At 67.2% G+C, this 23608-nt stretch carries 19 protein-coding genes and 1 tRNA gene; 9 read left to right on the top strand and 11 right to left on the bottom strand.

What is annotated here, in order from left to right; genetic code table 11:
- Positions 1-52: 52 nt before the first annotated feature.
- The gene (locus tag ACNQS7_RS23470) at positions 53-970 is read right to left on the bottom strand and encodes a C1 family peptidase (protein WP_418014414.1); all 918 of its coding nucleotides are present in this window, start codon (positions 968-970) and stop codon (positions 53-55) included.
- Between the two features lie 41 nt (positions 971-1011).
- On the opposite strand from ACNQS7_RS23470, the gene ACNQS7_RS23465 reads away from it, so the two are divergent.
- Entirely contained in the window at positions 1012-1422 is a 411-nt protein-coding gene (locus ACNQS7_RS23465; RefSeq protein WP_418014413.1) for an HIT family protein, read from the top strand.
- 82 nt (positions 1423-1504) lie between these two features.
- Here the strand turns inward: ACNQS7_RS23465 and ACNQS7_RS23460 are convergent, their stop codons facing one another.
- Both ACNQS7_RS23460 and phoP read right to left on the bottom strand, forming a co-directional pair.
- Positions 1505-2938 (bottom strand): sensor histidine kinase, encoded by a 1434-nt coding sequence (locus ACNQS7_RS23460; protein WP_418014412.1) that lies wholly within the window; start codon positions 2936-2938, stop codon positions 1505-1507.
- Position 2939: 1 nt separating this feature from the next.
- Positions 2940-3668, bottom strand: coding sequence for a two-component system response regulator PhoP (phoP, locus tag ACNQS7_RS23455; RefSeq protein ID WP_418014411.1), 729 nt, complete (start codon positions 3666-3668; stop codon positions 2940-2942).
- 155 nt (positions 3669-3823) lie between these two features.
- Here phoP and ACNQS7_RS23450 point away from each other — a divergent pair, with 155 nt between their 5' ends.
- The 4 genes from ACNQS7_RS23450 to ACNQS7_RS23435 all read left to right on the top strand — a co-directional run bounded on the left by ACNQS7_RS23450 (position 3824) and on the right by ACNQS7_RS23435 (position 9988).
- A complete protein-coding gene (locus ACNQS7_RS23450) occupies positions 3824-4555 on the top strand; it encodes a hypothetical protein (protein ID WP_065050233.1) in 732 nt (243 codons plus the stop codon).
- Between the two features lie 27 nt (positions 4556-4582).
- Positions 4583-4657, top strand: a tRNA-Thr gene (locus tag ACNQS7_RS23445).
- Between the two features lie 85 nt (positions 4658-4742).
- The gene (locus tag ACNQS7_RS23440; protein ID WP_418014410.1) at positions 4743-7922 is read left to right on the top strand and encodes an ATP-binding protein; all 3180 of its coding nucleotides are present in this window, start codon (positions 4743-4745) and stop codon (positions 7920-7922) included.
- 68 nt (positions 7923-7990) lie between these two features.
- Positions 7991-9988 (top strand): PE domain-containing protein, encoded by a 1998-nt coding sequence (locus ACNQS7_RS23435; protein WP_418014409.1) that lies wholly within the window; start codon positions 7991-7993, stop codon positions 9986-9988.
- 80 nt (positions 9989-10068) lie between these two features.
- Here ACNQS7_RS23435 and ACNQS7_RS23430 read toward each other — a convergent pair whose 3' ends face one another.
- A complete protein-coding gene (locus tag ACNQS7_RS23430; protein WP_418014408.1) occupies positions 10069-11307 on the bottom strand; it encodes a DUF222 domain-containing protein in 1239 nt (412 codons plus the stop codon).
- An 83-nt stretch (positions 11308-11390) separates the two neighbouring features.
- Positions 11391-12044, bottom strand: coding sequence for a TetR/AcrR family transcriptional regulator (locus ACNQS7_RS23425; RefSeq protein WP_418014407.1), 654 nt, complete (start codon positions 12042-12044; stop codon positions 11391-11393).
- A gap of 102 nt (positions 12045-12146) precedes the next feature.
- On the opposite strand from ACNQS7_RS23425, the gene ACNQS7_RS23420 reads away from it, so the two are divergent.
- The 4 genes from ACNQS7_RS23420 (at position 12147) to ACNQS7_RS23405 (ending at position 16770) form a co-directional block, all read left to right on the top strand.
- Positions 12147-12815, top strand: a complete 669-nt coding sequence (locus tag ACNQS7_RS23420; protein WP_418014406.1) for a hypothetical protein — start codon at positions 12147-12149, stop codon at positions 12813-12815.
- A complete protein-coding gene (locus ACNQS7_RS23415) occupies positions 12812-13618 on the top strand; it encodes an SDR family NAD(P)-dependent oxidoreductase (RefSeq protein WP_418014405.1) in 807 nt (268 codons plus the stop codon). The genes ACNQS7_RS23420 and ACNQS7_RS23415 overlap by 4 nt, the downstream gene beginning before the upstream one ends.
- Positions 13619-13717: 99 nt before the next feature.
- Positions 13718-14662, top strand: a complete 945-nt coding sequence (locus ACNQS7_RS23410) for an alpha/beta fold hydrolase (protein WP_418014404.1) — start codon at positions 13718-13720, stop codon at positions 14660-14662.
- A gap of 143 nt (positions 14663-14805) precedes the next feature.
- Positions 14806-16770 (top strand): serine/threonine-protein kinase, encoded by a 1965-nt coding sequence (locus ACNQS7_RS23405; RefSeq protein WP_418014403.1) that lies wholly within the window; start codon positions 14806-14808, stop codon positions 16768-16770.
- Between the two features lie 5 nt (positions 16771-16775).
- Here the strand turns inward: ACNQS7_RS23405 and ACNQS7_RS23400 are convergent, their stop codons facing one another.
- The 6 genes from ACNQS7_RS23400 to ACNQS7_RS23375 form a co-directional block, all read right to left on the bottom strand.
- The gene (locus tag ACNQS7_RS23400; RefSeq protein WP_418014402.1) at positions 16776-18497 is read right to left on the bottom strand and encodes a PE domain-containing protein; all 1722 of its coding nucleotides are present in this window, start codon (positions 18495-18497) and stop codon (positions 16776-16778) included.
- A 107-nt stretch (positions 18498-18604) separates the two neighbouring features.
- A complete protein-coding gene (locus tag ACNQS7_RS23395) occupies positions 18605-19378 on the bottom strand; it encodes an enoyl-CoA hydratase (protein WP_418014401.1) in 774 nt (257 codons plus the stop codon).
- Between the two features lie 2 nt (positions 19379-19380).
- Positions 19381-20850 carry a WS/DGAT/MGAT family O-acyltransferase gene (locus ACNQS7_RS23390; protein WP_065045451.1) on the bottom strand — a complete coding sequence of 490 codons (1470 nt, stop codon included), beginning with the start codon at positions 20848-20850 and terminating at the stop codon, positions 19381-19383.
- A gap of 183 nt (positions 20851-21033) precedes the next feature.
- Entirely contained in the window at positions 21034-21930 is an 897-nt protein-coding gene (locus ACNQS7_RS23385) for an MAP_0585 family protein (RefSeq protein ID WP_338100660.1), read from the bottom strand.
- Positions 21931-22073: 143 nt separating this feature from the next.
- The gene (locus ACNQS7_RS23380) at positions 22074-22541 is read right to left on the bottom strand and encodes a lipoprotein LpqH (RefSeq protein ID WP_065045450.1); all 468 of its coding nucleotides are present in this window, start codon (positions 22539-22541) and stop codon (positions 22074-22076) included.
- A 128-nt stretch (positions 22542-22669) separates the two neighbouring features.
- Positions 22670-23542, bottom strand: a complete 873-nt coding sequence (locus tag ACNQS7_RS23375; protein ID WP_418014400.1) for an alpha/beta fold hydrolase — start codon at positions 23540-23542, stop codon at positions 22670-22672.
- Between the last annotated feature and the right edge of the window lie 66 nt (positions 23543-23608).

Genomic DNA, 23608 nt, shown 5'->3' with positions numbered 1-23608 from the left:
AACACGACACGGCAACGGTGCGTTAACAATTCGGCTGCGCCGCCGCGCGGCGCTAGACCCGGTCGGGGATGTACACCCCGGTTCCCTGCGCCATGTTGGCCAGGGTTTCATAGGCCATCCACATGAATCCTTCGTCGCCCCAATGCTTTCCGAAGCTGTTCTGGATTCGCACGGCGCCGGAACTCTTGTTGTCGTCGTACGCGGTGATGACCATGACGTGACCGGCCTTCTTGCCGGAGGCGTTCAGCATCCACTGCCCGTTGCCGACGTACGGGGACGGAGTTCCGCGATAGCGCGGGAAGTCGGTGTACAGGTTGACGCCGAACGCGACCGGCGAGCCCTTTGCGATGACCGCCCTCAGGTGGTTCAGCCCGTCGGGTCCGGTGATCCTGATCAGTTTGTGCCCCGGAATCCGAAACATCGGGTCCGGGTCGATGGTGCGCGCACCGTAGTCGGACCAGTTGGCCTCACACGACGTAGTGGACTTTCGCCTGCCGATGTTGGGCGCCACCGCCAGGGACGGCGTCCCACCGTTTTCCTGTAACCAGTTCAGGCACTTGACCATTTGGCCGCCCTTACACGTGTTCTCGGTGAGCTTGTTCGCCAGCTGATACCGGATGTAGGCGTAGTCGGGGCCGGCGCGGCGGGCCGGAGTGCTTGGCGGAGTGCTGCTTTCGCGCGCGGCGTGGAACGTCGTCAGGCCGTACACCGTGGCCCACACGAAACAGTTCGGCATGGTCTGCCTGCCCACTGGCGGCAACCACTCCGCTTTCACCGACGCCTGCGCCGGGAGGGTGCCAGGAGACTTGGGCGTCTCGGGGGTTCCTGGCTCCGAGACGTCGGAATCGTAGCCGTAGGAGGTCAGCTCGTAGGGCTCGTCTTCTTCGGCACCGCAGGCCGGCAGCGACGCACCGAGGGCGCCGGCCGCCGCCAGCGCGAGCATGGTGCGTCGCGCGATCCGTACCTGCACGCGGATGACCTTATTGCCTGGGCCGAACCTATGCTGGGGCAATGGCATCGATCTTCACCAAGATCATCAACCGTGAAATCCCCGGGCGCTTCGTCTACGAGGACGACGACGTCGTCGCGTTTCTGACGATCGAGCCGATGACGCAAGGCCACACCCTGGTGGTGCCGCGCGCGGAGATCGATCAATGGCAGAACGTGGACCCGCCGGCATTCGCCCGCGTCATGGAGGTGAGCCAGCTGATCGGGAAGGCCGTGACGAAGGCCTTCTCGGCCGACCGGGCCGGTGTGATCATCGCCGGGCTGGAGGTGCCGCACCTGCACGTCCACGTCTTCCCCGCCCGCAACCTCAGTGACTTCGGGTTCGCCCACGTCGACCGCAACCCCTCACCCGAGTCGCTGGACGAGGCGCAGGCCAAGATCAAGGCGGCGCTGGCTGAATTAGTTCGTCACTGATTCTGCGTCCAGGGCGCGGCCGTGCGGCGTGTCGTCACCCTCAGCGCAGGCTCAACGTGTTCAGCGCAGGCTCAGACGGCCGTCAGCTGACCTGAGCGACCACTTCGCTGACCCGGGGCAGCTCCACACGGAAGCAGCATCCCTCCCCCGGCGCCGTCGTCACGCGGACGGTGCCGCCGTGGGCTTTCACCAACGAGTCGACGATCGACAATCCCAGCCCGGTGCCGCCGCTGGCCCGCGCCCGCGACGAATCCGTCCGGTAGAAGCGCTCGAAGATCCGGTCCGCGTCCTCCTGGCTCATGCCGGGCCCCTTGTCGACGATCTCGAGGACCGCGTCATCGCCGTCGGTGCCGACCCGGATGGTGACGTCAGCCGTCACCGGCGTGTGCTGGATCGCGTTCGCAATGAGGTTGCTCAGCACCTGACGCAGGCGCGGCTCGTCGCCCAACACCTCCGGGGTGCCGGGCCCGTCGAACACCTCCAAGGTGATGGCGCGCTGGGGGTCGATGGCGCGCCCGTCGTGCACGGCATCGCTGGCCAGCGCCAGCAGGTCCACCCGGTTGTGTTCCAGCGGACGCTGCACATCCAGGCGGGCCAGCATCAGCAGGTCGTCGACCAGCAGGCCCATTCGGCTGGCCTCGCTCTCGATCCGCGACAGCAGCATCGAGACGTCGCGCGCTGCGCCCTGGCGGTACAACTCGGCGAACCCGCGGATGGTGGTCAACGGGGTGCGCAGTTCGTGGCTGGCGTCGGTGATGAACCGCCGCATCCGTTCCTCGGAATCGCGCGCGGTTTCGGCTGACGATTCCGAGGACGCGACCGCTTCCTGAATCTGCGACAGCATTCCGTTGAGCGCCGAGGAAAGTCGGCCCACTTCGGTGCGCGGGTCACGTTCGGTGACGCGGCGGTCCAGCTGTCCCCCGGCGATCGCCGCCGCGGTCTGCTCGACTTCGGCGAGTGGCCGCAGACTGCGGTGCACCACCACGAAGCTGGCGATGCCGACCACGATCAGCACCGCGGTGCCGATCCCGGCCTGCAACCAGACCAGCGACCGGACAGTGTGGTCGACGTCGGACAGGTCTATGGCCACCGTCGTGATGCCGCCCTGTGGCCCGCGCACCGTCACCGCGCGCCACTGGATGTCCGAATCGCTGACCGAGGGCAGCGTCGTCGGATAGGGGCCGACGTCGTTGTTGGCGGGCAACGCGGGCTCGGCGTTGCGGTCGTTGATCGCCGTCATGGGGTGGCCATCGGGGCTGATCGCCCGCACGTAGAACTTCGACGGCGGCCGGGCCGGATCGAAACCCTGCCCGTTGGACGTCGTGTGCTTCCACGGAGCCTGCGCCCAGGTGCGGGTCGCGTCCATCAAGGTCGAATCGATGCGGCTGACCAGGCTGTGGCGCAGGATCGAGGTCACCGCGATCCCCGACCCCAGCAGTCCGCACAAGACCAGCACCAGGGTTGCTGCTACCAGGCTTACCCGTAAGGGCACGCCGCGGCGGTACCGACCGGCCATCTCAGCGCGGTTCGCGCAGCACGTAGCCCACCCCGCGCAGGGTGTGCAGCAGCCGCTTCTCCCCGGTGTCGATCTTGCGACGCAGATACGACACATACGACTCCACGACGTTGACGTCACCGCCGAAGTCGTAGCGCCAGACGTGGTCGAGGATCTTCGGCTTGCTTAACACGGTGCCGGCGTTGATGACGAAGTAGCGCAGCAGCGTGAACTCGGTGGGCGACAGCGAGACCGGCTGGCCGGCCTTCCACACTTCGTGGGTTTCCTCATCGAGCTCGATATCGGCGAACGTCAGCCGGGCATTGCGCGGTTCGTTGGTGCTGCCCTTGCCGGCGCGGCGCAGGATTACCCGCAATCGGGCGACCACCTCTTCGAGGCTGAACGGCTTCGTCACGTAGTCGTCGCCACCGAGGGTCAGGCCGGCGATCTTGTCCTGCAACGAGTCTCGTGCCGTCAAGAACAGCGCGGGGGCATCGATGCCGTCGGCGCGCAGCCGGCGCAGGACTCCGAACCCGTCCATGCCGGGCATCATCACGTCGAGAATCACCGCGTCGGGCTTGGCTTCGCGGGCCCGGTCCAGGGCCTGAGCGCCGTTGGTGGCGGTGATGACCTCGAATCCCTGGAACTTCAAGCTCACCGAGAGCAGCTCGACGATGTTGGCCTCATCGTCCACGACAAGGATGCGAGCCTCCGGCTTGGTGGTCTCGCCGCCGGGGTGTCCCAGTGTCACGTCAATCTCCCGAACTTGAGTATTAGCTTCCGAATCATTGAAAACTTCCTGAAAGGTCGGTGCAAGTAATCTGCTAGCAGTCTGCCAGGAGTCGCCGGGTGGCCTTGGGACCTGCGCGGTGTCGTCCGGGCTTTGGACGCGAATAGACTCTCAGAATGAACCTCGTCAAAGCCCTCATGGGTGTTGCGACCGCTCCGGCGCGGGCCGGGTTGGCCGCCGCGGAAGCGAGCCTGAACCTAGCCGGGGTGGGGGTGAGCCTGGCCAAGCAGGCGCTGGGCGACACCAGCGGCCCGAGCGGTTCGAGCTCTTCGAACGCGATGGCCCACATGCTGGGCATCGACGACACGCTGGCGCGCGCCAACCGGCTCGCAAGCCTGCTGGACGACGACATGCCATTGGGGCGAGCGATTGCGCCCAACGGTCCGATGGACCGGATGCTGCGTCCGGGCGGCGTAGTCGATCTGCTGACCGCCGAAGGCGGGCTGATCGATCGGTTGACCGCCGAGGGGGGTGGACTGCAACGCGCGCTGCAGCCGGGCGGCCTGGCCGATCAGCTGATGGGCTCCGACGGAATGATCGAGCGGGTGCTGGCCGAGGACGGGCTGGCCGACAAGCTGCTCTCCGAGGGCGGCCTGATCGACACCCTGACAGCGAAGAACGGGCCACTGGAGCAGTTGGCCAATGTGGCCGACACCCTGGCCCGTCTGGCACCCGGGATGGAGGCCTTGGAACCGGCCATCGCCACCCTGCAGGACGCGGTCATCTCGCTGACCATGGTGGTCAATCCGTTGAGCAGCATCGCCGACCGCTTCCCGCTCCCGGGTCGACGGCCACGTTCGTCGTCGCGACCGGTGCGCTCGCAACGCATCGTCGAGGGCGAGCCGTGACCGGTTAGGCTGGCACCGGTTTTACCGGCCTCCTTAGCTCAGTGGTAGAGCACTCGCCTTGTAAGCGAGCGGTCGTCAGTTCAATCCTGACAGGGGGCTCCATTGCCGCACGGGGTTTGCCGTGCGCGTTGACGTCGGCGAAGATAAATCCGGAAAACCGGGGTTATCTCGCCGGGGGTGACACGACGTGGACGATCGGGACGGGCCCGCATTGATCGACGCGCTGCTGGATCGCGCGGTGGCGGCACTCGGCACCGGTGATCACGCCGCGGCGACGGCGTTGGCGGGGCAGGTACTTGCCGCCGACGAGGGCAATGCCGACGCCGAGGAACTGCTCGCCGCTCCGGCCCGCGGTGGCGAGATTCGGCGGCTGACAATCCTTTTCGCCGATCTGGTGGATTCCACCGCGCTGTCGACCCGAGTCGAGCCGGAGACGTACCGCCTCGTGGTGGGCCGGTATCGCGAACAGGTGCTGAACATCGTCAACCGCTTCGGGGGTCACATCGGCTCCACCGCGGGTGACGGTTTGCTGGCGGTGTTCGGCCACCCGGTGGCACATGAGGACGATGTGCGTCGCGCCGTCCTGGCCGGCTTGGAGATCACCCGTGCCGTCCCCCGATTGAGCGCTAAGGCGAAGGCGCGCTTCGGCTTTGAGATCAGCGTGCGAGTCGGTGTGCACCGCGGCGTGGTGTATCTGGACACCACTCAGGCCGACGTCTACGGGTTGGGCGCCAACCTGGCGGCCCGAGTGTGCAGCCTGGCGACGCCGGGTACGGTCGTCATCTCCGATCCGGTCGCCCGCCTGGTGCACGACGCGTTCGACCTGGAGGCCCGCCCCGCCGCTCCGGTGAAGGGCGTCGAAGGCCTGATCGACCACCACCGGGTGCTCGGCGAAAGGTCTTCACCGGCGCGGGTTGCGCCCGGCCCGTTCGTCGGCCGGTCCGGCGAATGGCAGCACCTGCAGACGAGCTGGGCGCGGGCCCAGGCCGGACAATTGAGCACGCCCGTGGCTTTCTGCGGTGAGCCCGGCATCGGCAAGAGCAGGCTGGCGGCCGCGGCTCAGGCGCTGGTCAGTCAAACCGGGAACACCGTGATCGAGCTGATCGGCTCGCCCTTCCACGCCGAAGCCGGCCTGTATCCGGTACGCGCCCTGATCGAACGCCGTTGCGGCATAGGCCGTCTCACCGATCCGGCGGACCGCCTGGCGCTGCTGAACGCCGAACTGGCCAGACTCGGACTGGATCCCGGGCGTTTCGTTCCCTTGCTGGCGCCGGTGCTGGGCATCGACGCCCAACACGGCTACCAACCCGCTGCCGACGAAGGCCGCGAGCTCTACGATCTGATCGCCGAGGCGGTGCAGGACTATCTTCTGGCCTGCCTGGACGGCGCGCCCGGACTGGTGATCGCCGAGGACGCGCACTGGTTCGATCCCACCAGCCTCGAGGTGCTCGGCGGGCTGCTGGATGCGGCAGGCGGACACCTTCTGCTGGTCGTCACCGGACGGGACAAAGGATGGTTGCCGGACAGCTGGCGAGCGACGGTTTTCGACCTCGAACCCTTGACCGAGCAGGAGTCCGATGAGCTGATCGTCGCACTCAACCCGGGCCTGACGCCGCAGGAGCGGGCCACCGTCCAATCCCGCTGCGACGGCGTGCCTTTCTACATCGAGCAGGTGGTGTCCGGAATCACCCAGGTCGGCGTGCCGGAGGCGCTCTACGAGCCGTTGTTCGCCCGGCTCCGGGCAAGTGCCGAGGTGGTGCCGGTGGTCGAAGCAGCGGCGGTCATCGGTCGCTACATCGATACCGGCCTGCTCAGAACCGTGGTCGACATGGACGCCGACGACCTGCAACGCGTCATTGACGAGCTTGCCGACGCTCGGGTGCTCGAACGGTGGAGTACCGACGGCTGGCGCTTCCGCCACGAGCTGCTGCGCGAGGTCGCCACCGAGTTGGCACCACCCAGCTTGCGCAGGACGCTGCACGCCCGGGTCGGCGACGCCCTGTGCAGCTTCGGCGGCGAGCCGGACTGGGGCCTGGTCGCGGGCCACTACCGGCAGGCCGAACGCTTCGACGACGCCGCCTCCGCATACCAGCAGGCCTCGGCAGCCGCGCGGCGCCGCGGCGCCCTCACCGAGGCGCGCTCCCACCTGAGCCAGGCCCTCAACCAGCTCGACCAGTGCCCGCCCAGCCCTGACCGCGACCGCCGTGAGATCGCGTTCCGGTTAGGGCGGGGATTCCTCGCCGGCAGCGCGGTCAGTCCGTCGAGTCCCGTGGTAGCCCCTGACCTGGAGCGATGCCTGGAACTGATCGGGGCCGACGTGCCGGTCAACAATCAGGGGAAGACGTCGACCGCGGAAGAACTGTTCTCGACCTTGGGCGTGCTGACCGGCTACTACACCGGCCGCGCCGATCTGAGCCGCGCGACCAAAGCACTTGAACTGCTGCGCGCCGCCTTGGAGCAGTGGCAGCCGGGATCCTGGCCACGCACCCACGCGTGGGCCGGGGTGCTGGCGTTTCTGCGTGGTGAATTCGATGCTGCGCGAGAACAATTGGAGTTGGCCACCGACCCGGGCCAGGCCAACGATCGCAGCACGGAGACGGTGGGCTACCTGCCGATAGACCCGATCGTGGCGGCACACATTCACCTGGCTCTGGTCCGACTGGTACAAGGCAGCCTGCCGGCGGCCGAGGCGGAGTTGGCGCACGCCGCGCGATCGGTCGAGGGCATGGGATTCCCGCAAGGCCCCTACAGCCTTGCGTATCTGCGGTTCGTGGAGATCTGGGTGCGGATCGAAACCGGCCAGTTCGAACGTGCCTCGACGCTCGCGGCCCAACTGGTCGAGGACGCAGCACGGCACGGTTTCAATCAATGGCGCCTCCGTGGCACCATTCAGCAAGCCGTGGCGAATGCTCTGGCGACTTCGGAAATCAACGACCGGATCGCGGAGATCACCGGCTTCGTCGACGAATTGCGCTCCGCGGATCTCAACGTGTATCTCACCTTCTTCGAGGGCGCGCTCGCGCGGTTGATGATCGCGGCAGGACGCCCGGACAGTGCGCGGCTCGACGCCGCGCTGGCGATGGCCCGCGAGACCGGCATGTCCTTTTACGACGCCGAGCTGGTGCGGCTTCGATCGCGCACTCAGACCGATCCCGCGGCGCGTCGTGCCGACCTGGAGAGCGCCCTGCGGCTGGCCCGCCACCAGGGCGCCAGTCTATTCGAATTACGCTGCGCCCTGGACTATTTCGAACTTCGTGGGCCGGACGCCAGCGTCGCCCTCGCCGATGCGATGAGCCGCGTGCCGGCCGACAGCGAGTTGTCCGAATCGCTGCGGGCCAACGATGCACTCGCCGCGAACCCGCGATGAACTGACGAACGGCTGTTGCCCCTGGCAAGATGCTCCTGTCTCCGGTCACCGAGCAAGGGGAAGTCGGCATGTCGTTCGTCATCGCTGGTGCTGAGCAGATTGCGGCCGCGGTCGCAGACGTGTCGGGCATCGAGGCGGCGGTCACGCGAGCCAATGCAGCGGCGGCCCTGCCGACTACCGCGTTGTTGGCGGCCGCTGATGACGAGGTGTCGGCGGCGATCGCCGAATGGTTCGGTGAGTATGGCCTGCAATATCTTTCGGTAAGCAGTCGGGTGCTTCAGGCGCAGACCCGGTTCGCACAGCTGTTGAGCGGTGCGCAGATTTCCTACAGCACCGCCGAGGCGGCGATCACCGCGTCATTGGCGAGCTCGGCCGGAGTGCCGAGCCTCGTCGACGACGTCCTGGGCGTAATCAATGCGCCCGCGAACTTCCTGCTGGGGCGCCCGTTGATCGGCGACGGCGTCGACGGCACCCCGGGCACCGGGCAAGCAGGTGGGCCGGGCGGGCTCCTGTGGGGCAACGGCGGGGCCGGCGGGTCAGGTGCGGTTGGCCAGCGGGGCGGGACCGGCGGCAGTGCCGGGTTGATCGGCAACGGTGGCGTGGGCGGTGAAGGCGGTCTCGGAGGCGGCGCCGGGGGCACCGGCGGCACCGGCGGCTGGTTGCTGGGCAATGGCGGGTCCGGCGGCGCCGGCGGTGTCGGACTGGGCCCCCTCGCCGCCGGGCCGGGCGGGTTGGGCGGGCGCGCGTTGTCGTTCTTCGGTGCGCCGGGGGCAACCGGCAGCGTCGGCGAGCACCCGGCCGTACTGCAAGTGTCTCAGCAGCAGGCACTGGCTCTGCTCACTACGGCGCCAGACGTGAACTTCCTGCTCATCGGCACCGACGGCACGAACCTGGCCGCGATCCTGGCCGACCCCGCCGGGACCCCCAACTTCCACGCGTTCATGAAGCAGAGCGTCACCTCCGCATCCACGATCGTCGGGCACACCACCATCTCCAACCCTTCCTGGACGACCATTCAGACCGGCGTCTGGATGGAGACCGCCGGCGTGAGCAACAACGTCTTCACCCCGTGGACCTACGACACCTGGCCGACCGTGTACAACCAACTCGAGGCCACCTGGGGCGACCTGGTCAACACGACGGTCATCGCCAACGGCGAGGGCACCACGAGCGGCATCAACACCCGGATCGCCGGCGCCGGATCGCATCCCGCCGACCACATCGAATTCGTCCCGCAGGTCCCGGGCGACACGGATTGGATTGCAACGCAGAACCTGGTCGGCCAGAAGGCGCAGGCCGCAATCCTGGCCGCCGACCCCACCAAGGGCAATCTCATCTTCGCGTCCTTCGCCGGAGTCGATAACAACGCGCACCAGTACGGCGGTGACTCACCGCAGTACGCTGCGGCGCTTCGAAACCTGGACTACAACCTCGGTGAGCAAACCATCGGCGGTGGCGGCCTGCTGGGAGCGGTGGCGCAGTGGGAGCACGACAACGGCGAACAGTGGTCGACGCTCATTGTCACCGACCACGGTGAGATCGGCCCCGACCAGTTCGGACGTGGACACGGTTTCCAATCTCCGCGTGAGACAGCGACTTTCCTCATCTTCGATCAGGCCGGCAACGATCTGCTCGACGGGTGGATCAACAACTCCTGGCAGACCGTCAGTGTGACGCCGACGATCATGGATGACTTCGGCCTGTCACCCCTGTCGTACATGCAGGGTGCGCCGCTGACGTCGCCTGCTTTCCAAGGCACCTACGCAAATCCCGGCCCCAACCTGTTCAGCGTGCTCAGCGCCTCCTTCGCCGCACAGGGTTATCCCGATCCCGTGACCAACTACGTTCTCGACTCGCGCACGGTCGCGGCCACGATCCCCTATCTGGCGTACGGCCCGATTCAGAACATCGTCGATGCGGTGCCAGAACTCTTGAAGGTGCCCGTCTCCTGGATCGGCGCCGGCATTTACCAGTCGCTGAACATCCCGGCACAGATCTGGTGCCGGTTCACCGGCGTGACCGGCAACCAGATCATCCCGCCGGTGCTCAACCCCTTCCTCACCTAGGCATTGGCAGGGCATCACCTAGGGATTGCCAGGGCATACGCAGGCACGCTTGCTGCACCGCGGCTCGCACCCCAGCAGTCCTAGTTGGTGGTGGGCGGTGGTTGGGGTTGGAAGGGGGTGTACCACTTCCATTGGGCGCGTTCGCCGGTGGGCCCGGGGTAGGGGGCGACGTCGGGTGGGGGGCTGGTGGGTGGTCGGGCCAGGGAGCCGGGGAGCAGGATGTCGCCGTCGCGGTCGGTAATGGTGAGGTGGTCGGCGTCCCCGGAGATGGTGATCTCGCCTCGGTGGTGTAGGCGGTGGTGATAGGGGCACAGCAGGATCAGGTTGATCAGTTCGGTGGGGCCGCCGTGTTCCCAGTGCCGGATGTGGTGGGCGTGCAGGCCGCGGGTGGCCCCGCAGCCGGGCACCGCGCAGCAGGGGTGGCGGTGTTCCAGGGCGCGGCGCAGCCGCCGGTTGATCGTGCGGGTGGTGCGCCCGGCGCCGATCGGGCGGCCGTCGCGGTGAAACCACACCTCATAGGAGGCATCACAGGTGAGGTATTGGCGGTCGCCCTCGGTGAGTAGCGGGCCCAGGTGCAGTGCGGCGGCGGGCTTGTCGACGTCGAGGTGCACCACCACCGTGGTGTGCGCGGCGTGTGGGCGGGCGGTGGCCTCAGCGTCCCAGCCGGCCTCGATCAGCCGCAGAAACGCATCCATGGTGTCGGGCATCGGCGGCGCGGACTCCGAAGCAACCTCGGGGCGGTCGTGTTTCCACTGGGTGATTAGGGCCTCGCGATGGGCGGCCAGTGCGGCCTCGAATTTCGCCGCTTCGGTGTGCGGCAGGGTGATCCGCCAGCACGTGGAATCTTCGGTGCTGGTTTTGCTGATCGCCGGGGGCGGGCGCCGATCCGGTTTCGGGCGCGGCTCGCCCTTGATCGCGGTGCGCAACTGGCTGACCGTGGCATAGCGGGCCAACTGCTCATAATGGGCGTCCGAGCCGTCCCCGGCGCGGGCGGCGATCACCCCGACCTGATCCAGCGACAACCGTCCTTCGCGCAACTGGGACGCACACCGCGGAAACTCCCCCAGCCGGCCAGCCACCGTCGTGATCGTCTGCGCGTTCCCCGGAGAGCATCCCAGCTTCCAGGCCACCACCGCGGCCACCGAACGCGCCCCGGTCATCCCACACAACCCGTCGCGATCCACCTCCGCGACGATCTCCACGATCCGCCCGTCGATCGCGTTGCGCTGACCCGCCAACTCCGCCAACTCCTCGAACAACACATCCACACGCTTCACCGCAGGCACTTCCATGGGCGCTGGCGGGTAGGTCACCGACATAACCCCATCCTCCCACCGGGGTATGACAACTTTCGGCCACCGAACCGACTCCCCAAGCGGGACAGCCGGATTGACCAACGCAGCTACGTCATTCGTGCCCGAGCGACCTGCGCGGCACCGTTGCCGGTGATCAGCCACAGCGTGGCGAGCTGACCGATCAACTCGTCCACCGACAGGTCGACGTCACCGTTGACGAAGGCCAGGATCGCCTCGGCCGTCCCGCCGACGATGAACGACGGCGCCACCTTGGCCAGCGGGTCTGCCTCCAGCTCGACATCGTGCACCGCGCGACCGTGGGCGACCAACACCTCGGTCAGCCGGCGCATCACCGTGTTGCGGTGAGCCTGCAGCTCGGGTGAGGAAGCGACGCCACCGAGCAGCACCCGGGCCCGTCGGGGATCGTCGACCAGGACGCGCACGGCCGCCGCCACCCCGGCCAGCGCCTGGGCCTCCAATGGCTGCTCGATCACCGCCCCGACGGCCGCCAGGGTTGCCGTGCGCACCTCGTCCGCGATGTCGTCGACGACCGCAGCAGACAGCGCATCAACATCGCCGAAGCTTTCGTAGAAGTACCTCTTATTCAAACCGGCTGCGGCGCAGAGCTTGTCGACTGTGACGCTGCGCCATTCATTGCGTGCCATCGCGTCCATCGCCGCGTCCAACAGTCGCCGGCGGCGCTGCCGTCGGCGTTCCGGCGCGGACTGCCCACCGTAGGCCCGCTGAGTTGACTCGGACACCGTCAAATCCTCGCAGGCGTTGACAACACCGACAAACTCTGGCACGTTTTCGTACCAGATATTTGGCACCATTTCGTACCAGAATTGCGGGACCGGAGGATCATGACGAAACCAGCAGCCACCAACACCAAGACGCCCGAACGCAACACGTCGGTACTCAACGACCTCCGGCAGCTGGCACGCACCTCCCCCGTGCTGGCGCGCCGCCAGGGATGGGACTACCTGCGCGAACTCGGCAACAGCGGTCGGCGCGAGCAGCTGGCCACCCTGTTCGCCCGCGGCGAGGCCCCCGACGGACCGCACGGGGCGCTGGAAGGACTGATCGTCGGCAGCCTGTTCGGCATCCCGGAGGCCTACCTGGCCAACCCGCTGCTGAAGATCGATCCGACCTGGCGCGGCAAGACATTCACGGCAGACACCGGTTTCAATCGCCTGGCCCCGCTGGCCAGGTACGCGATGCCGGTGATCGCCCCGCTCTACCGGGGCTTGCACCGACAAGGTTCCGAGATGGTGGGCTTCGGCTTCGATCACCGCATCGAAACCGCCGCGATCTCGCCCTACAACACCGTGCGAGCACTCGACTACAGCCCCGAGAAATACTGCAATCCCAGCGTGCGGACATTCCCCATCAAGCGGACCCGCGACGAGATAGTGGAACTGTTACCCGGTCTGTACCTGGGGCGGGCGCTGCTGACGATGCACAGCGGCGAGGTGCGGCTCATCGCCTATTTCGCGTTGCGGGAATTCGCCGATGAGAGCGCAACCCGATGATCAAGCTCAGGGGCGCGGTCGTCTGCGTCACCGGAGGCGCACGCGGGATCGGTCGTGCCACCGCCAATTCGCTTGCAGCGCGCGGAGCGACCGTATGGATCGGTGACCTGGACGCCGACGAGTGCTTCCGCACCGCCGGCGAGATCGGGGTCCGGGCGGCACATCTGGACGTTACAGACGAAGCCAGTGTCGCCGCGTTCCACCGCGCCGCATCCGCGGACGGGCCGGTGGCGATGCTGGTGAACAATGCCGGCATCCAGTACATGGGTTCTTTTGTGGAACAGAAGCTTTCGGCTTACCACCGCGAGGTGGCGGTGAACCTGGTGGGCGTCATCAATGGGATGCACGAATTCCTGCCCGAGATGCTCGAGCGCAACTACGGTCACATCGTCAACGTGGCGTCGATGGCGGCCAAGGTCACCACTCCCGGAATCTCCGTCTACTGCGCCACGAAGTATGCGGTGGCCGCCCTTTCGCGCGCGGTGCGCGCCGAGATCGCCGACACCGACGTCACCATCACCACGCTGATGCCGACAGCCGTGCACACCGAGTTGACTGCGGGGGTGTCGCTGAACCTGCTGCCTACCAGGCAACCCGAGCAGATCGCCGAGACCATTGCGGACAGTGCGCGGCGACCCGGGCGGGAGGTTACCGTGCCGTGGTGGCTGGCGCCCTTCGGAGCCATCGAAGAAGTGACACCCGAACCGTTGATGCATCGCCTCAAGCGGATTGCGACCGGCAACGAGCCGCCGGGCCACTTCGACGAACAACGCCGCCGCGGTTACCTGGACCGGATCGGCTAGAAAGCTTTTAGAAGGACGCAAGAAAGGCACAAGGCCTGCCCCACAAACTCACTTCACCAGGAAATATCCGTCCACACCGAAGTGACCAAGCAGGCCAACATGACCACTCTCCGAACGATCGATCTGCACGGCGAACGTGTCGCATACCGCGACGAAGGCGCCGGCGAGGTGCTGCTGCTGATCCACGGGATGGGCGGCAACTCGAACAACTGGCGCGAGATGATCCCCGCGCTCGCCAAGAAGTATCGCGTCATCGCACCGGACCTGCTGGGCCACGGCCAGACCGCCAAGCCGCGGGCCGACTACTCGCTGGGTGCCTTCGCGGTGTGGTTACGGGATCTGCTTGACGCTCTTGGCATTCCGCGGGTGACGATCGTCGGCCACTCGCTGGGCGGCGGCATCGCGATGCAGTTCGCACACCAGCACCGCGACTACTGCGAACGGCTGATCCTGATCAGCAGCGGCGGACTGGGCAACGAGGTGAACCGGACATTGCGGCTCGCTTCACTGCCCGGTTCGGGGGTCCTGCTGCAATTGGCGTCCGCCAAGCCGGTGATCAAAGCCCGGATGGCGCTTGCGGCCGTCGGCAACCGATCCGACCTCAGCCACCACTGGGAGGCCCACGCCGCACTGGCCAACCGGGAAAACCGGCAGGCGTTCCTGCGCACCCTGCGCGCCGTGGTCGACGGCCGCGGACAGGCGGTCTGCGCGCTGAACCGCCTGCACTTCAACGCCGACCGGCCGGTGCTGATCATCACCGGTGATCAGGACCCCGTGATCCCGGTCGCCCACGCACACGCGGCCCACCAGGCCATGCCGCACAGCCGGCTGCACGTCATCCCCGGCGCCGCCCACCATCCCCACACCGAGTGCGCCCAGACGGTGGCACGGCTCATCCACGACTTCATCGGCTCCGACAAGGAGCACGCGGAGGCTGCCGTGTCGCTGGCCGACTGGTCGGCCGCCGGGCCGCGCATCAGCCGGCGGCGCCCGAGGCGACACCTGCGGGCGGTGCCGAACACAGACGAATCCCTCTGTGGCTGAGAACCTGCAATCCCTGGTCGGCGGCAGCCGGACTTGTGTGAAACATATGACTATTCTCTGAGTCTCGTCGGCCACGGCCCAGTCGCTTCACTTTGCGGCTTCAATCTGTTGGCAAGATCGTGACGTTCGGCTCAGGGAGGGTTGTGGACGACGAGGGCACGCCGTTCGGCCGTTATCGGCTGATCGAGCTGATTGGCCGCGGTGGCATGGGTGAGGTCTGGCGGGCCTTCGACACAGAGACCCAACGCGTGGTCGCCGTCAAGGTGCTGTCGGCGAACCTCGCCAACGACCCGACCTTCGTACAGCGGTTCCGCCGCGAGGCGCTGGCCGCCGCGGGGCTCAACGACCCGCATGTCATCCCGATCCACCACTTCGGCGAGATCGACGGCCGCCTGTACGTCGACATGCGCCTGATCAACGGCCGCGATCTGCAGAGCATCATCGCCGAGGGCCTCATGGATCCGGGACGCGCAGTCAAAATCATCGAGCAGATCGCCTCGGCACTGCACGGCGCGCACCAGATCGGGCTGGTGCACCGGGACGTCAAGCCGTCCAACATCCTGGTCACCCCCAACGACTTCGCGTACCTGATCGACTTCGGGATCGCCAGCGCCGCAGGCGAAGCACGGATGACCCATACCGGCAGCGTGATCGGCACCTGGGCCTATATGGCCCCCGAACGGCTCAACCAAGGCCAAACAGACCCGCGCAGCGATACCTATTCGCTCGCCTGCGTGCTGCACGAGTGCCTGACCGGCAGTCAGCCATACCCGGGGACCAGTATCGAACAACAGATCGGCGGCCATCTCGGGTTGCCGACGCCGCGGCCCTCAGCTGTCCGCAGAGGCCTGCCTATCCAACTCGACGGCGTGATCGCGATCGGGATGGCCAAGAATCCCGACCAGCGCTACTCGACTCCCGTCGAGATGGCCGCGGCGGCCCGTGCAGCGATCAACCAACCGGGCGCGGCGCCCGCCCACCACCACACGCCGCCACCGGTGCAGGCCAGCGTGCCGCGGAACTACTATCCCGCGGCGCCGGTTTCCAACGCCGATGCGACCCAGTACCGGCAATATGTGCCGCCGGGCGGTTCCGATGTCCCGCCCAGCACCAGTCCGCCGCCCGTCAGCCCGCACCGGCCTGCGGCGACCACATCGTCCCCACCGAACCGGAAGCGTCGACGCGTCCTGGTGGCGAGCGGCATTCTCGCGGCGATCGCCGTCATCGCCCTGGTCGCCGTCTTCGCGCTGATCCCGGGCGACAAGACTGGTCCCACGACTACCCCCCTCGCCAATTCCGGGCCCATAACCGGTTCCTACGCCGTCAGCTTCGGCCCCAGCATCGGCCTGTCGGGTAAGCCAGAGCCGGGCATGGAACCACCCGGCCAGGAGACGTGGAAGCTGCGGTCGGTGTGCGGCGCGAAGGGGTGCGTGGCTACGGCGGCCAGAAGTGACGGCTCCTTCAAACACCCGACGAACCTGGTATTCGACGACATCAACGGACGCTGGATCGCGGTGGCGCTCGACACCGAGAGATGCGGCAACGAAGACATCGAAGAGTGGCATTGGATCTACCTGTTACCGCGTCCGGACGGCAGCCTGGCGGGCGAGTGGATCGACGACTCCGTCAAGTGCTACAGCAAACGAAGCGTGACATTCACCCGCACCGGCGACGCTGACATCGCCGGCCTGCCCGACCCGGCCACGCTGCCCGCCCGGGTGGCGTCCCCGGCGCTTGGATTGCGCGGTTTCTACCGATCGCGCGTCACAACTGCGACCGGCCAGCCCAAGCTAGGCGACCAAGACTTCAGCGTGGACACGTTCTGCCTGCGCGCCGGGGACCGATGCCTGAGCCGGTTCGTGCTGACCGATTTCACCGACCACCAGCTGTTCATCTTCGCCAACAACGCCTGGACGGAGAACTCCGAGGAAGACGCCCCCTGCCCGGCCGGCGGAACGAGTCACGTCCGGATGACCGGTGTCTTCCCGCTTCCCAAACCGGCTCAGGACCCGATCACGTCGCTCTCCGGCCACGGCATGGAGGACGTTTCGGGTAGCGCGTGCAAGGGCGGCCCCTACGACCAGGTCTTCACCCGGATCAGGGACTGAGCCGGCTAGACCGGGACGGGCAGCCCGGTCAGATCGCTGAGGCTGGGATGCATCAGCGAGTCGATGAAGTCCTCGGCCACCGCCAAGGGGAAGTTGGCGGTGGCGGTGCCGACCCCTTCGAGGCCGTCGCGGACCGCGATCGCGAACGTCGTCGGATCGCCGGAAAGCAAGCCCGCGAAGGCATTCCACGCCGCCACCTGCGGCGGCACGATCAGGTTCCGGAAGTCGACGAACAACTTGGTCGGCAGATTCGCCGGTCCGACGGGCACGCCGTCCCAGCTGACCAGGTTCCAACCACCCTTGGGATCGCCCTGCATGACGACAACGCTGGTGTTGTTGAGCTGATGGGTGAGCAGCAGTAAGGGGTTCGGGTTGTTGACGTTCATCAACGTGCCGACCTCGATCGTGAAGGCGCTCGAGTACGCCGCCTCGGTGATGTGACCGGTCACCGGCGAGACGACCGGGTTGCCCATCGCGGTGTTGTACATCGTCTGCACCGACTGGGTGAAGGCGTTGTTGAACAAGATTCCGTTGACGTTCGTGGAACCCGGCGCCAGCATCGGCACCAGGGGGAAGCCGAGCGTCCACGCGACCGGGCCGATCAGATAGAGGATGCCCGCGGGGCTGATCTGCGGCAGGCCCTCGAAGATGCCCGCGTTGATCTCGTTCAGTCCGGCAAGAATCTGCGGGTTGGCGGTCAGGTAACTCGCGGTCTGCTGCGTCCGCAGCAACTCGGACGCGAATATCCCAGCGTAATTGTTCGGCGGCGCAAGCACATTCGCGATGGCCTGGGCCTGCTGCTGACCCAGCGCGGTGAGCGCCACGCCTGGGACCGCGGTGTCGATCCAGCCCTGGGCATTGGCAATCGACTGGGCATGGCGCACGAAGTCGATCTGGATGAGCGTGCCCGGCCCCGCGGTGGGCAGCGCGCCCGTGCCGGGGACGCCGACGAACAACCCGCCACGACCGGCGAAACCACCGCCTGCGGCGTCGCCGCCGTTGCCGAAGAACAGCGCCTGCCCACCGCCGCCTCCGGTACCGCCCGCCCCGCCCAGACCGCCGTTGCCCATCAGCCAGCCGCCGACACCGCCCGTGCCGCCGATCGCCCCACCGAACCCGGCGCCGCCGGCGCCGCCATTGCCGATCAGGCCGGCGTTGCCGCCGGTGCCGCCCGGCGTCACGCCTGCTGTCGGCGAGTAGCCCGTGCCACCGTCACCGAACAGGAAGCCTCCGGCCCCGCCGGTGGGGTGTGCCGCGGTGCCGGCGGCACCGTGGCCGATCAGCCCCCGTCCGAACAACAGAGTCGTCGGCGTGTTGATGATCGGGTCCAGCGTCTGACCCAGCGGACTGGCGATCCAGGCGTCGCCGGCCAGGTGGACCGGACCATAGACCAAGGTCTGAAACCCTTTCGCGACAACCGAATCCAGTGCACCCAGCGCAGCGGCGGCCGCGGCCTCGGCACCCGAGTACGACGCCGCGGCGACGCCCAGGTTTTGCACGAATTGCTCGTAGTACGAGGCCGCCTCAACGGCCGCCGCCTGGTACTGCGAGCCGTGCGTGCCGAACAATGCCGCGACAGCCGCCGACACCTCGTCAGCGGCCGCTGCCGCCAACTCGGTCGTCGGCAGTACCGCCCCGAGATTTCCGGCCCGCAGTGCCTCGCCGATCTGAGCCAAATCCGTTGCCGCCGTCGTCAACAAGCCCGGCCCCGTGGTCACATATGACATCGCCCACCCTCGTTGGTATCGCGCTTAGCCTCATCATCGCGCCCCGCGCCGGGAAATGAGCGCATATCAGAAAACTGGGTGAACAAACGGTGATCGAGCGGTTGCCGCTACGCTTTTCGGCTCTTTCGGTCAAGAAACGCCTGCATGTGCCGCTGCGGTTCGCCGGTCAGGAACGCCGTTCCGAACTCCGCCACGCTGTCTTCGACAGCTGCGTGCAGCGACATGTCGAACCACTTGTTCAGTAACCGCTTCTGTTGCCGAACCGCGGCCGGCCCGAATCCGCCGAGTCTTGTTGTGAGCTGGGCGATGCGGGCATCCAACGCGTCGGGCGCGACGGCCTCGTGGACCAGGCCCCAGGCCAGTGCCGTGGCGGCGTCGATCGTCTCGCCGGTGAGCAGCATCCACGCCGAATGTCCGGCGCCGATCAGCGCCGGCATCAGGGCCGCGTGGATCACCGAGGGGATTCCGACGGCCACCTCCGGCATGCCGAACCGGGCGCCGGTTTCGGCGATTCGCAGATCGCAGGACATCGCGACCTCCAGACCACCGCCCAGGCAGTAGCCCGCGAGGCGGGCGATCACCGGGACGGGGCATTCGCGAATCGCCTCGCACAGGCCGGCGAGCCGGCGGATGAACACCTGGCCGCTGTCCTGGTCGAGCTTGACCATCTCGTTGATGTCGGCGCCGCCGATGAACGCGCTGTCACCCGAGCCGCGCAGCACCACCACGCGCACGTCAGGATCTTGACCGGCCGTTTGCAGCGCTTCGGTGAGCGCCGAAATGGCTGGACTGCCAATGATATTCAGCGTTTTGGAGTTGATCAGCTCGATAGTGGACACGCCACCCTCATGTCTGAGCCGGACGTAGCTGGTTTCCGTCATGGTCACGCGCCGGAGCTGGCGTCCTCCAACTCGTCGAGCGCCTCCCCGGTGTAGACGGCCAGTCGCTGTAGGTGTGGCAGCGTGTCGCGGCAGCCGATGAACCCGAAATTCAGCGTGCTCGCGTAACTCTGCAGGGTGATGTTGAGCGCCTGGCTGTGCGCGACGAGGGAGACCGGGTAGGACGCCTCCATCCGACTGCCCCGCAGATACAGCACGTCCTGCGGGCCGGGCACGTTGCTGACGCAGAGGTTGAAGGCATGCGGCAGAGGCGTTTTCACCCCGCTGAGCGCGCTGGCCAACTGCATGGTGAACGGTGCCATCAACGCTGCGGTGTAAGCCAGGATCGCGTCCCGGTTCATCTTCGCCAACTCGGCCTTGGCCATGCGGGTCGTCGCGGTCACCGTTGCCAACCGCTCCAGCGGATCTTCGATGTTGGTGCCCAGCGAACCAAGGATCGCGGCGACGGCGTTGCCGCCGCCCTCGTCGTCCTTCGGGCGCACGTTCACCGGCAACATCGCGATCAGCGACTTCTCCGGCAACTCCCCCAACTCGTCGAGAAAGCGCCGCAGGCTGCCGCCGCAGATGGCCAACGCGACATCATTGACCGTCGAATCATTAGCTGCGCCAATCTTTTTGAGACGATCGAGCTCGTACTGCTGAGTGGCGAAACGACGGTTGCGGCTGATCCGGGTGTTGAGGATGCAGTGCGGTGCCTGCACCGAGCCGATCAGGTTGCGGTACTCGTTGTCGCTGCGCAGCTGGGTGTTGATCAGCGCCTTGGTGAGATCGAATGTGGACCGTCCCGCACCCGCAACCGAACCGAGCGCGCTGCCCACCCCGCTGACCATCCCGCCGAGGTTGCCCACCACACCGCCGAGGCTGTTGAGCAGACCGCCCGCGATACCGCCGGCGGAATCCTCCTTGGTCGGCGAGACCCGGCCAGGGGTGGGGATGTTGAAGAACAACGGATGCGTGGTGTCGTGCGGGTCGGTCGACAGACTGCGGGCCAGCATCTTCTGCCCGGTGTAACCGTCGATCAGCGCGTGGTGCATCTTGACGTAGATCGCGAACCGTCCACCCTCGAGGCCCTCGATGAAGTGCATCTCCCACGGTGGACGACGCAGGTCCAGGGCGTTACTGTGCAAGCGCGACACCAGGATTCCGAGTTCGCGCTCGTCACCGGGACTGGCCAGAGCGGAACGCCGGACGTGGTAGTCCAGGTCGAACTTGTCGTCATACACCCAGGACTGGATCGGGCTCAGCAACAGGTCCGGATGGCTGAGCTTCAGATTCCACGGCGCGACGACTTCATTCGCCTTGCTCTCGTCGACGAGCTGACGCAGGAAGTCGCGCGGCGCATCGGGCGGCGGGGTGAACGGCATCAGCCCACCGACGTGCATCATCGTGCTGGACGTCTCGCCGTAGAGGAACAACATGTCTTGCGGGCCCAGCCGCCGGGCGGTCTTGCTCACGGGCTACTCCTTCTCGGTGTCACCGGTGATTGTGACCGTAGCCCAAAGTCAGCCCGCCGGACCCTCCGATTTCACTTCGCGCCGCTTCCAGGGGCGGCGCCGGGAGCGGTCACCGACCCGAGCATCACGCTCGCGTCGGCGCAATCATGTTCTGGCGCAACCAGATACCCGCTGGAAGAAGCGTCAGTACAGCGGGACCCAGACGCCGAAGAACCAGTAACCCCAGCCGCCGTACTGCCAGTTGAACACGGGTAGGACGGTGAAGGTGTTGTAGTTGAACTGGCCGAAGTCATTGCGCCCGTAGTTGACGTCGCGCGCCGGACCGTCCCACGGACGGTTCCAGCCGCCGGGGGGCGGCGCACCGTTCCAGCCTCCGGGCGGCGGCGGGCCTTCCCAGTTGGGCGGCGGGTGGCCGGGGGCCGGGCCGTCGTTCCAGCGGTAGCCGCGCAGCGGCGGCGGTGGCGGCGCGCCCCGTCCCGGGAAGGCGAAGCCGGCGGGGAGATCGGTGGGACCGCCGAACTGGTTGCTGGCCCGCACCAGGTTCTCTCGCGGAATGAAGGGCGGGTGCGGCGGTTGAGTGGGCGGCGCGTTGATGATCACGTTGATCTGGATCTGCGCCGCGCTGGTGGTGGTGGTCTGCCCCGCCGCGGTGGTGGTGGCTGAACTGCCCGAAGTCGAGCTCTGGCCGGCCGGCGTCGTCGTCGTCTGCCCGCTCGTCGTCGTCTGACCGGTGGTGGTGGTCTGACCGGTGGTGGTGGTTTGTCCACTCGCCGTGGTGGTGGTGGTCACGGCGGCCGAGGTCGTGGTCTGCGAAGCCGGTGGCGTCGTCGTGGTTGCCGGCACCGTCGTGGTCGCGGCCGGCGGCGTCGTCGTGGCCGGTGCCGCGGTGGTGGCGGGCGGCGCGGTGGTAGCCGGTGGCGCGGTGGTGGCAGGCGGTGCGGTGGTGGCGGGGGCCGCGGTCGTGGCGGGAGCCACGGTGGTCTGCGGCGCCGGCGCGACGGTAGTCGCCGGACCCGGTGTGTCCGGCGCCAGCGGCAGCGGTCCCAGCGGAGCAGAGTTTGCGAGCCCGGAGTCCAGCATCACCGCGGCGAAGCTGAGGCTTACCGCCATCGCCGCCGCACCGGCAACGCGTTTTACATCCATGGCTGGGTCCTTTCTTGGGTCCTTTCTTGGGTCCCTTTTCGGGTCCTACTAGGTCCCTTCCCGGGCTTCGCAAACCTGCACTATGGGCAGGTCACGCTCATTTCAAAAGTCTTGGACACCGGCTTCGGGTCGGTCGGATTGGACATGTCGACGCCGGAGGCAGTGCCCTTGATGCCATAGGCCTTGCCGTCCACCGCGGCTCCGGCGTTGGTGGCTTGATTGGGCGCCGCGTCCGAGAAGCCCATCGTGATCCCGTTGACGTTGCCCAGGCCCACGGAGTGGACGATCGGCGGGTTGCCGGTGCTGACCACCGCGCCGACGCCGTTCGCCACGTCGCCGATACCGATGTTGATGTTGGAACCCGCCGTCGTGCAGGTCACGGGTCCCGACACATTCAGCGTCTGACCGTCGACGACCACCTTTGGGGCGGGCGGACCCGCCGGTGGAGAACTCGGTTGGCCCGTGTCGGATTTGTTGCTCGAGCATCCGGCGCAGGCCGCCGCCGCGATCGCCACGCTGGTAACACCAACCCAGATCTCTCGCTTCACCACTGTCTCCTTGCGACCGGTGCAACGACGTCGACGCGCTTCGCGACGACGCGTGGCGGCCGAGTACCCGCAGGTCACAATTTGCAAACAAGGTCATTCGGTGTTCACAAGAAAGTCAGCAGCCGCCGTCAGTCGGTGATGTGACGCTCCAGGAAATCCAGCACGGCCCCGGCGAAGATGTCGTTGCGGTCGCCGGCAACCATGTGTCCGGCACCGCGGACGTCGGCGAACTCGACCTGTGGGAAGCGCTCGAGGAACTCCTCGGCGCGCTCCTGGCTGACCAGGTCACTCATTTGGCCTCGAATCAGCAACATGGGCAAGCCATTTCGCAGGATGACCGCGACGGCGGCGTGCATGCGATCGGCGTCGGTGACCTCGAACGGCGGGAAAGCCGCAGTGCCGCTGATGAATTGGGGATCCCAGTGCCAGTACCACCGATCGCCGCGACGACGCAGATTGGTGGTAAGACCGTCCAGGTCGGTGGGCCGCGGCCGGTGCGGGTTGTACTCGGCGATCGCGTCGGCCACCTCTTCAAGCGACCCGAAACCCGACTCCACCCGGTCGGACATGAAGGCGTGAATCCGGTTGGCTCCCGACTGCTCCATGTTGGGCACGATGTCGACGAGCACGACGGCACTGGCCAGTTCCGGCGCGATCTCGCCGGCCAGGAGCATCGAGGTGAATCCACCAAGGGAGGCGCCCACGAGCACCGGCCGCGGCGGCAGGGTGCGCAGCACCTCAACCACGTCGGCGGCGAAGCTGGTCACCCGGTAGTCGCCTTCGGCGGACCAGTCGGATTCACCGTGGCCGCGCAGGTCAACGGTGACTGCTTGGTACCCGCGACGGGCGACGGCGGCGGCGGCCCGGCCCCACGATCGGCGGGTCTGCCCGCCGCCGTGCAGAAACACCACCGCGCGGGCCGCTTGATCACCTTGGCGATCGGCAACGATACGAACGCCACCCATCCCCTCGATGGCGAGCGGCTCGGGTTCGGTGGACATCAGTGGGGATCCTACGGTCATCGCAGCAGCCCCCTGATTTCACCTGGACGCGACCGGCTGGCGGGC

The sequence above is a fragment of the Mycobacterium sp. 23 genome (genome assembly GCF_048287075.1).
In the GTDB taxonomy this organism is placed as follows: domain Bacteria; phylum Actinomycetota; class Actinomycetes; order Mycobacteriales; family Mycobacteriaceae; genus Mycobacterium; species Mycobacterium gordonae_B.
The sequence above is the reverse complement of the archived record's forward strand: the minus strand, read 5'-3'. Positions and strand labels throughout refer to the sequence as shown.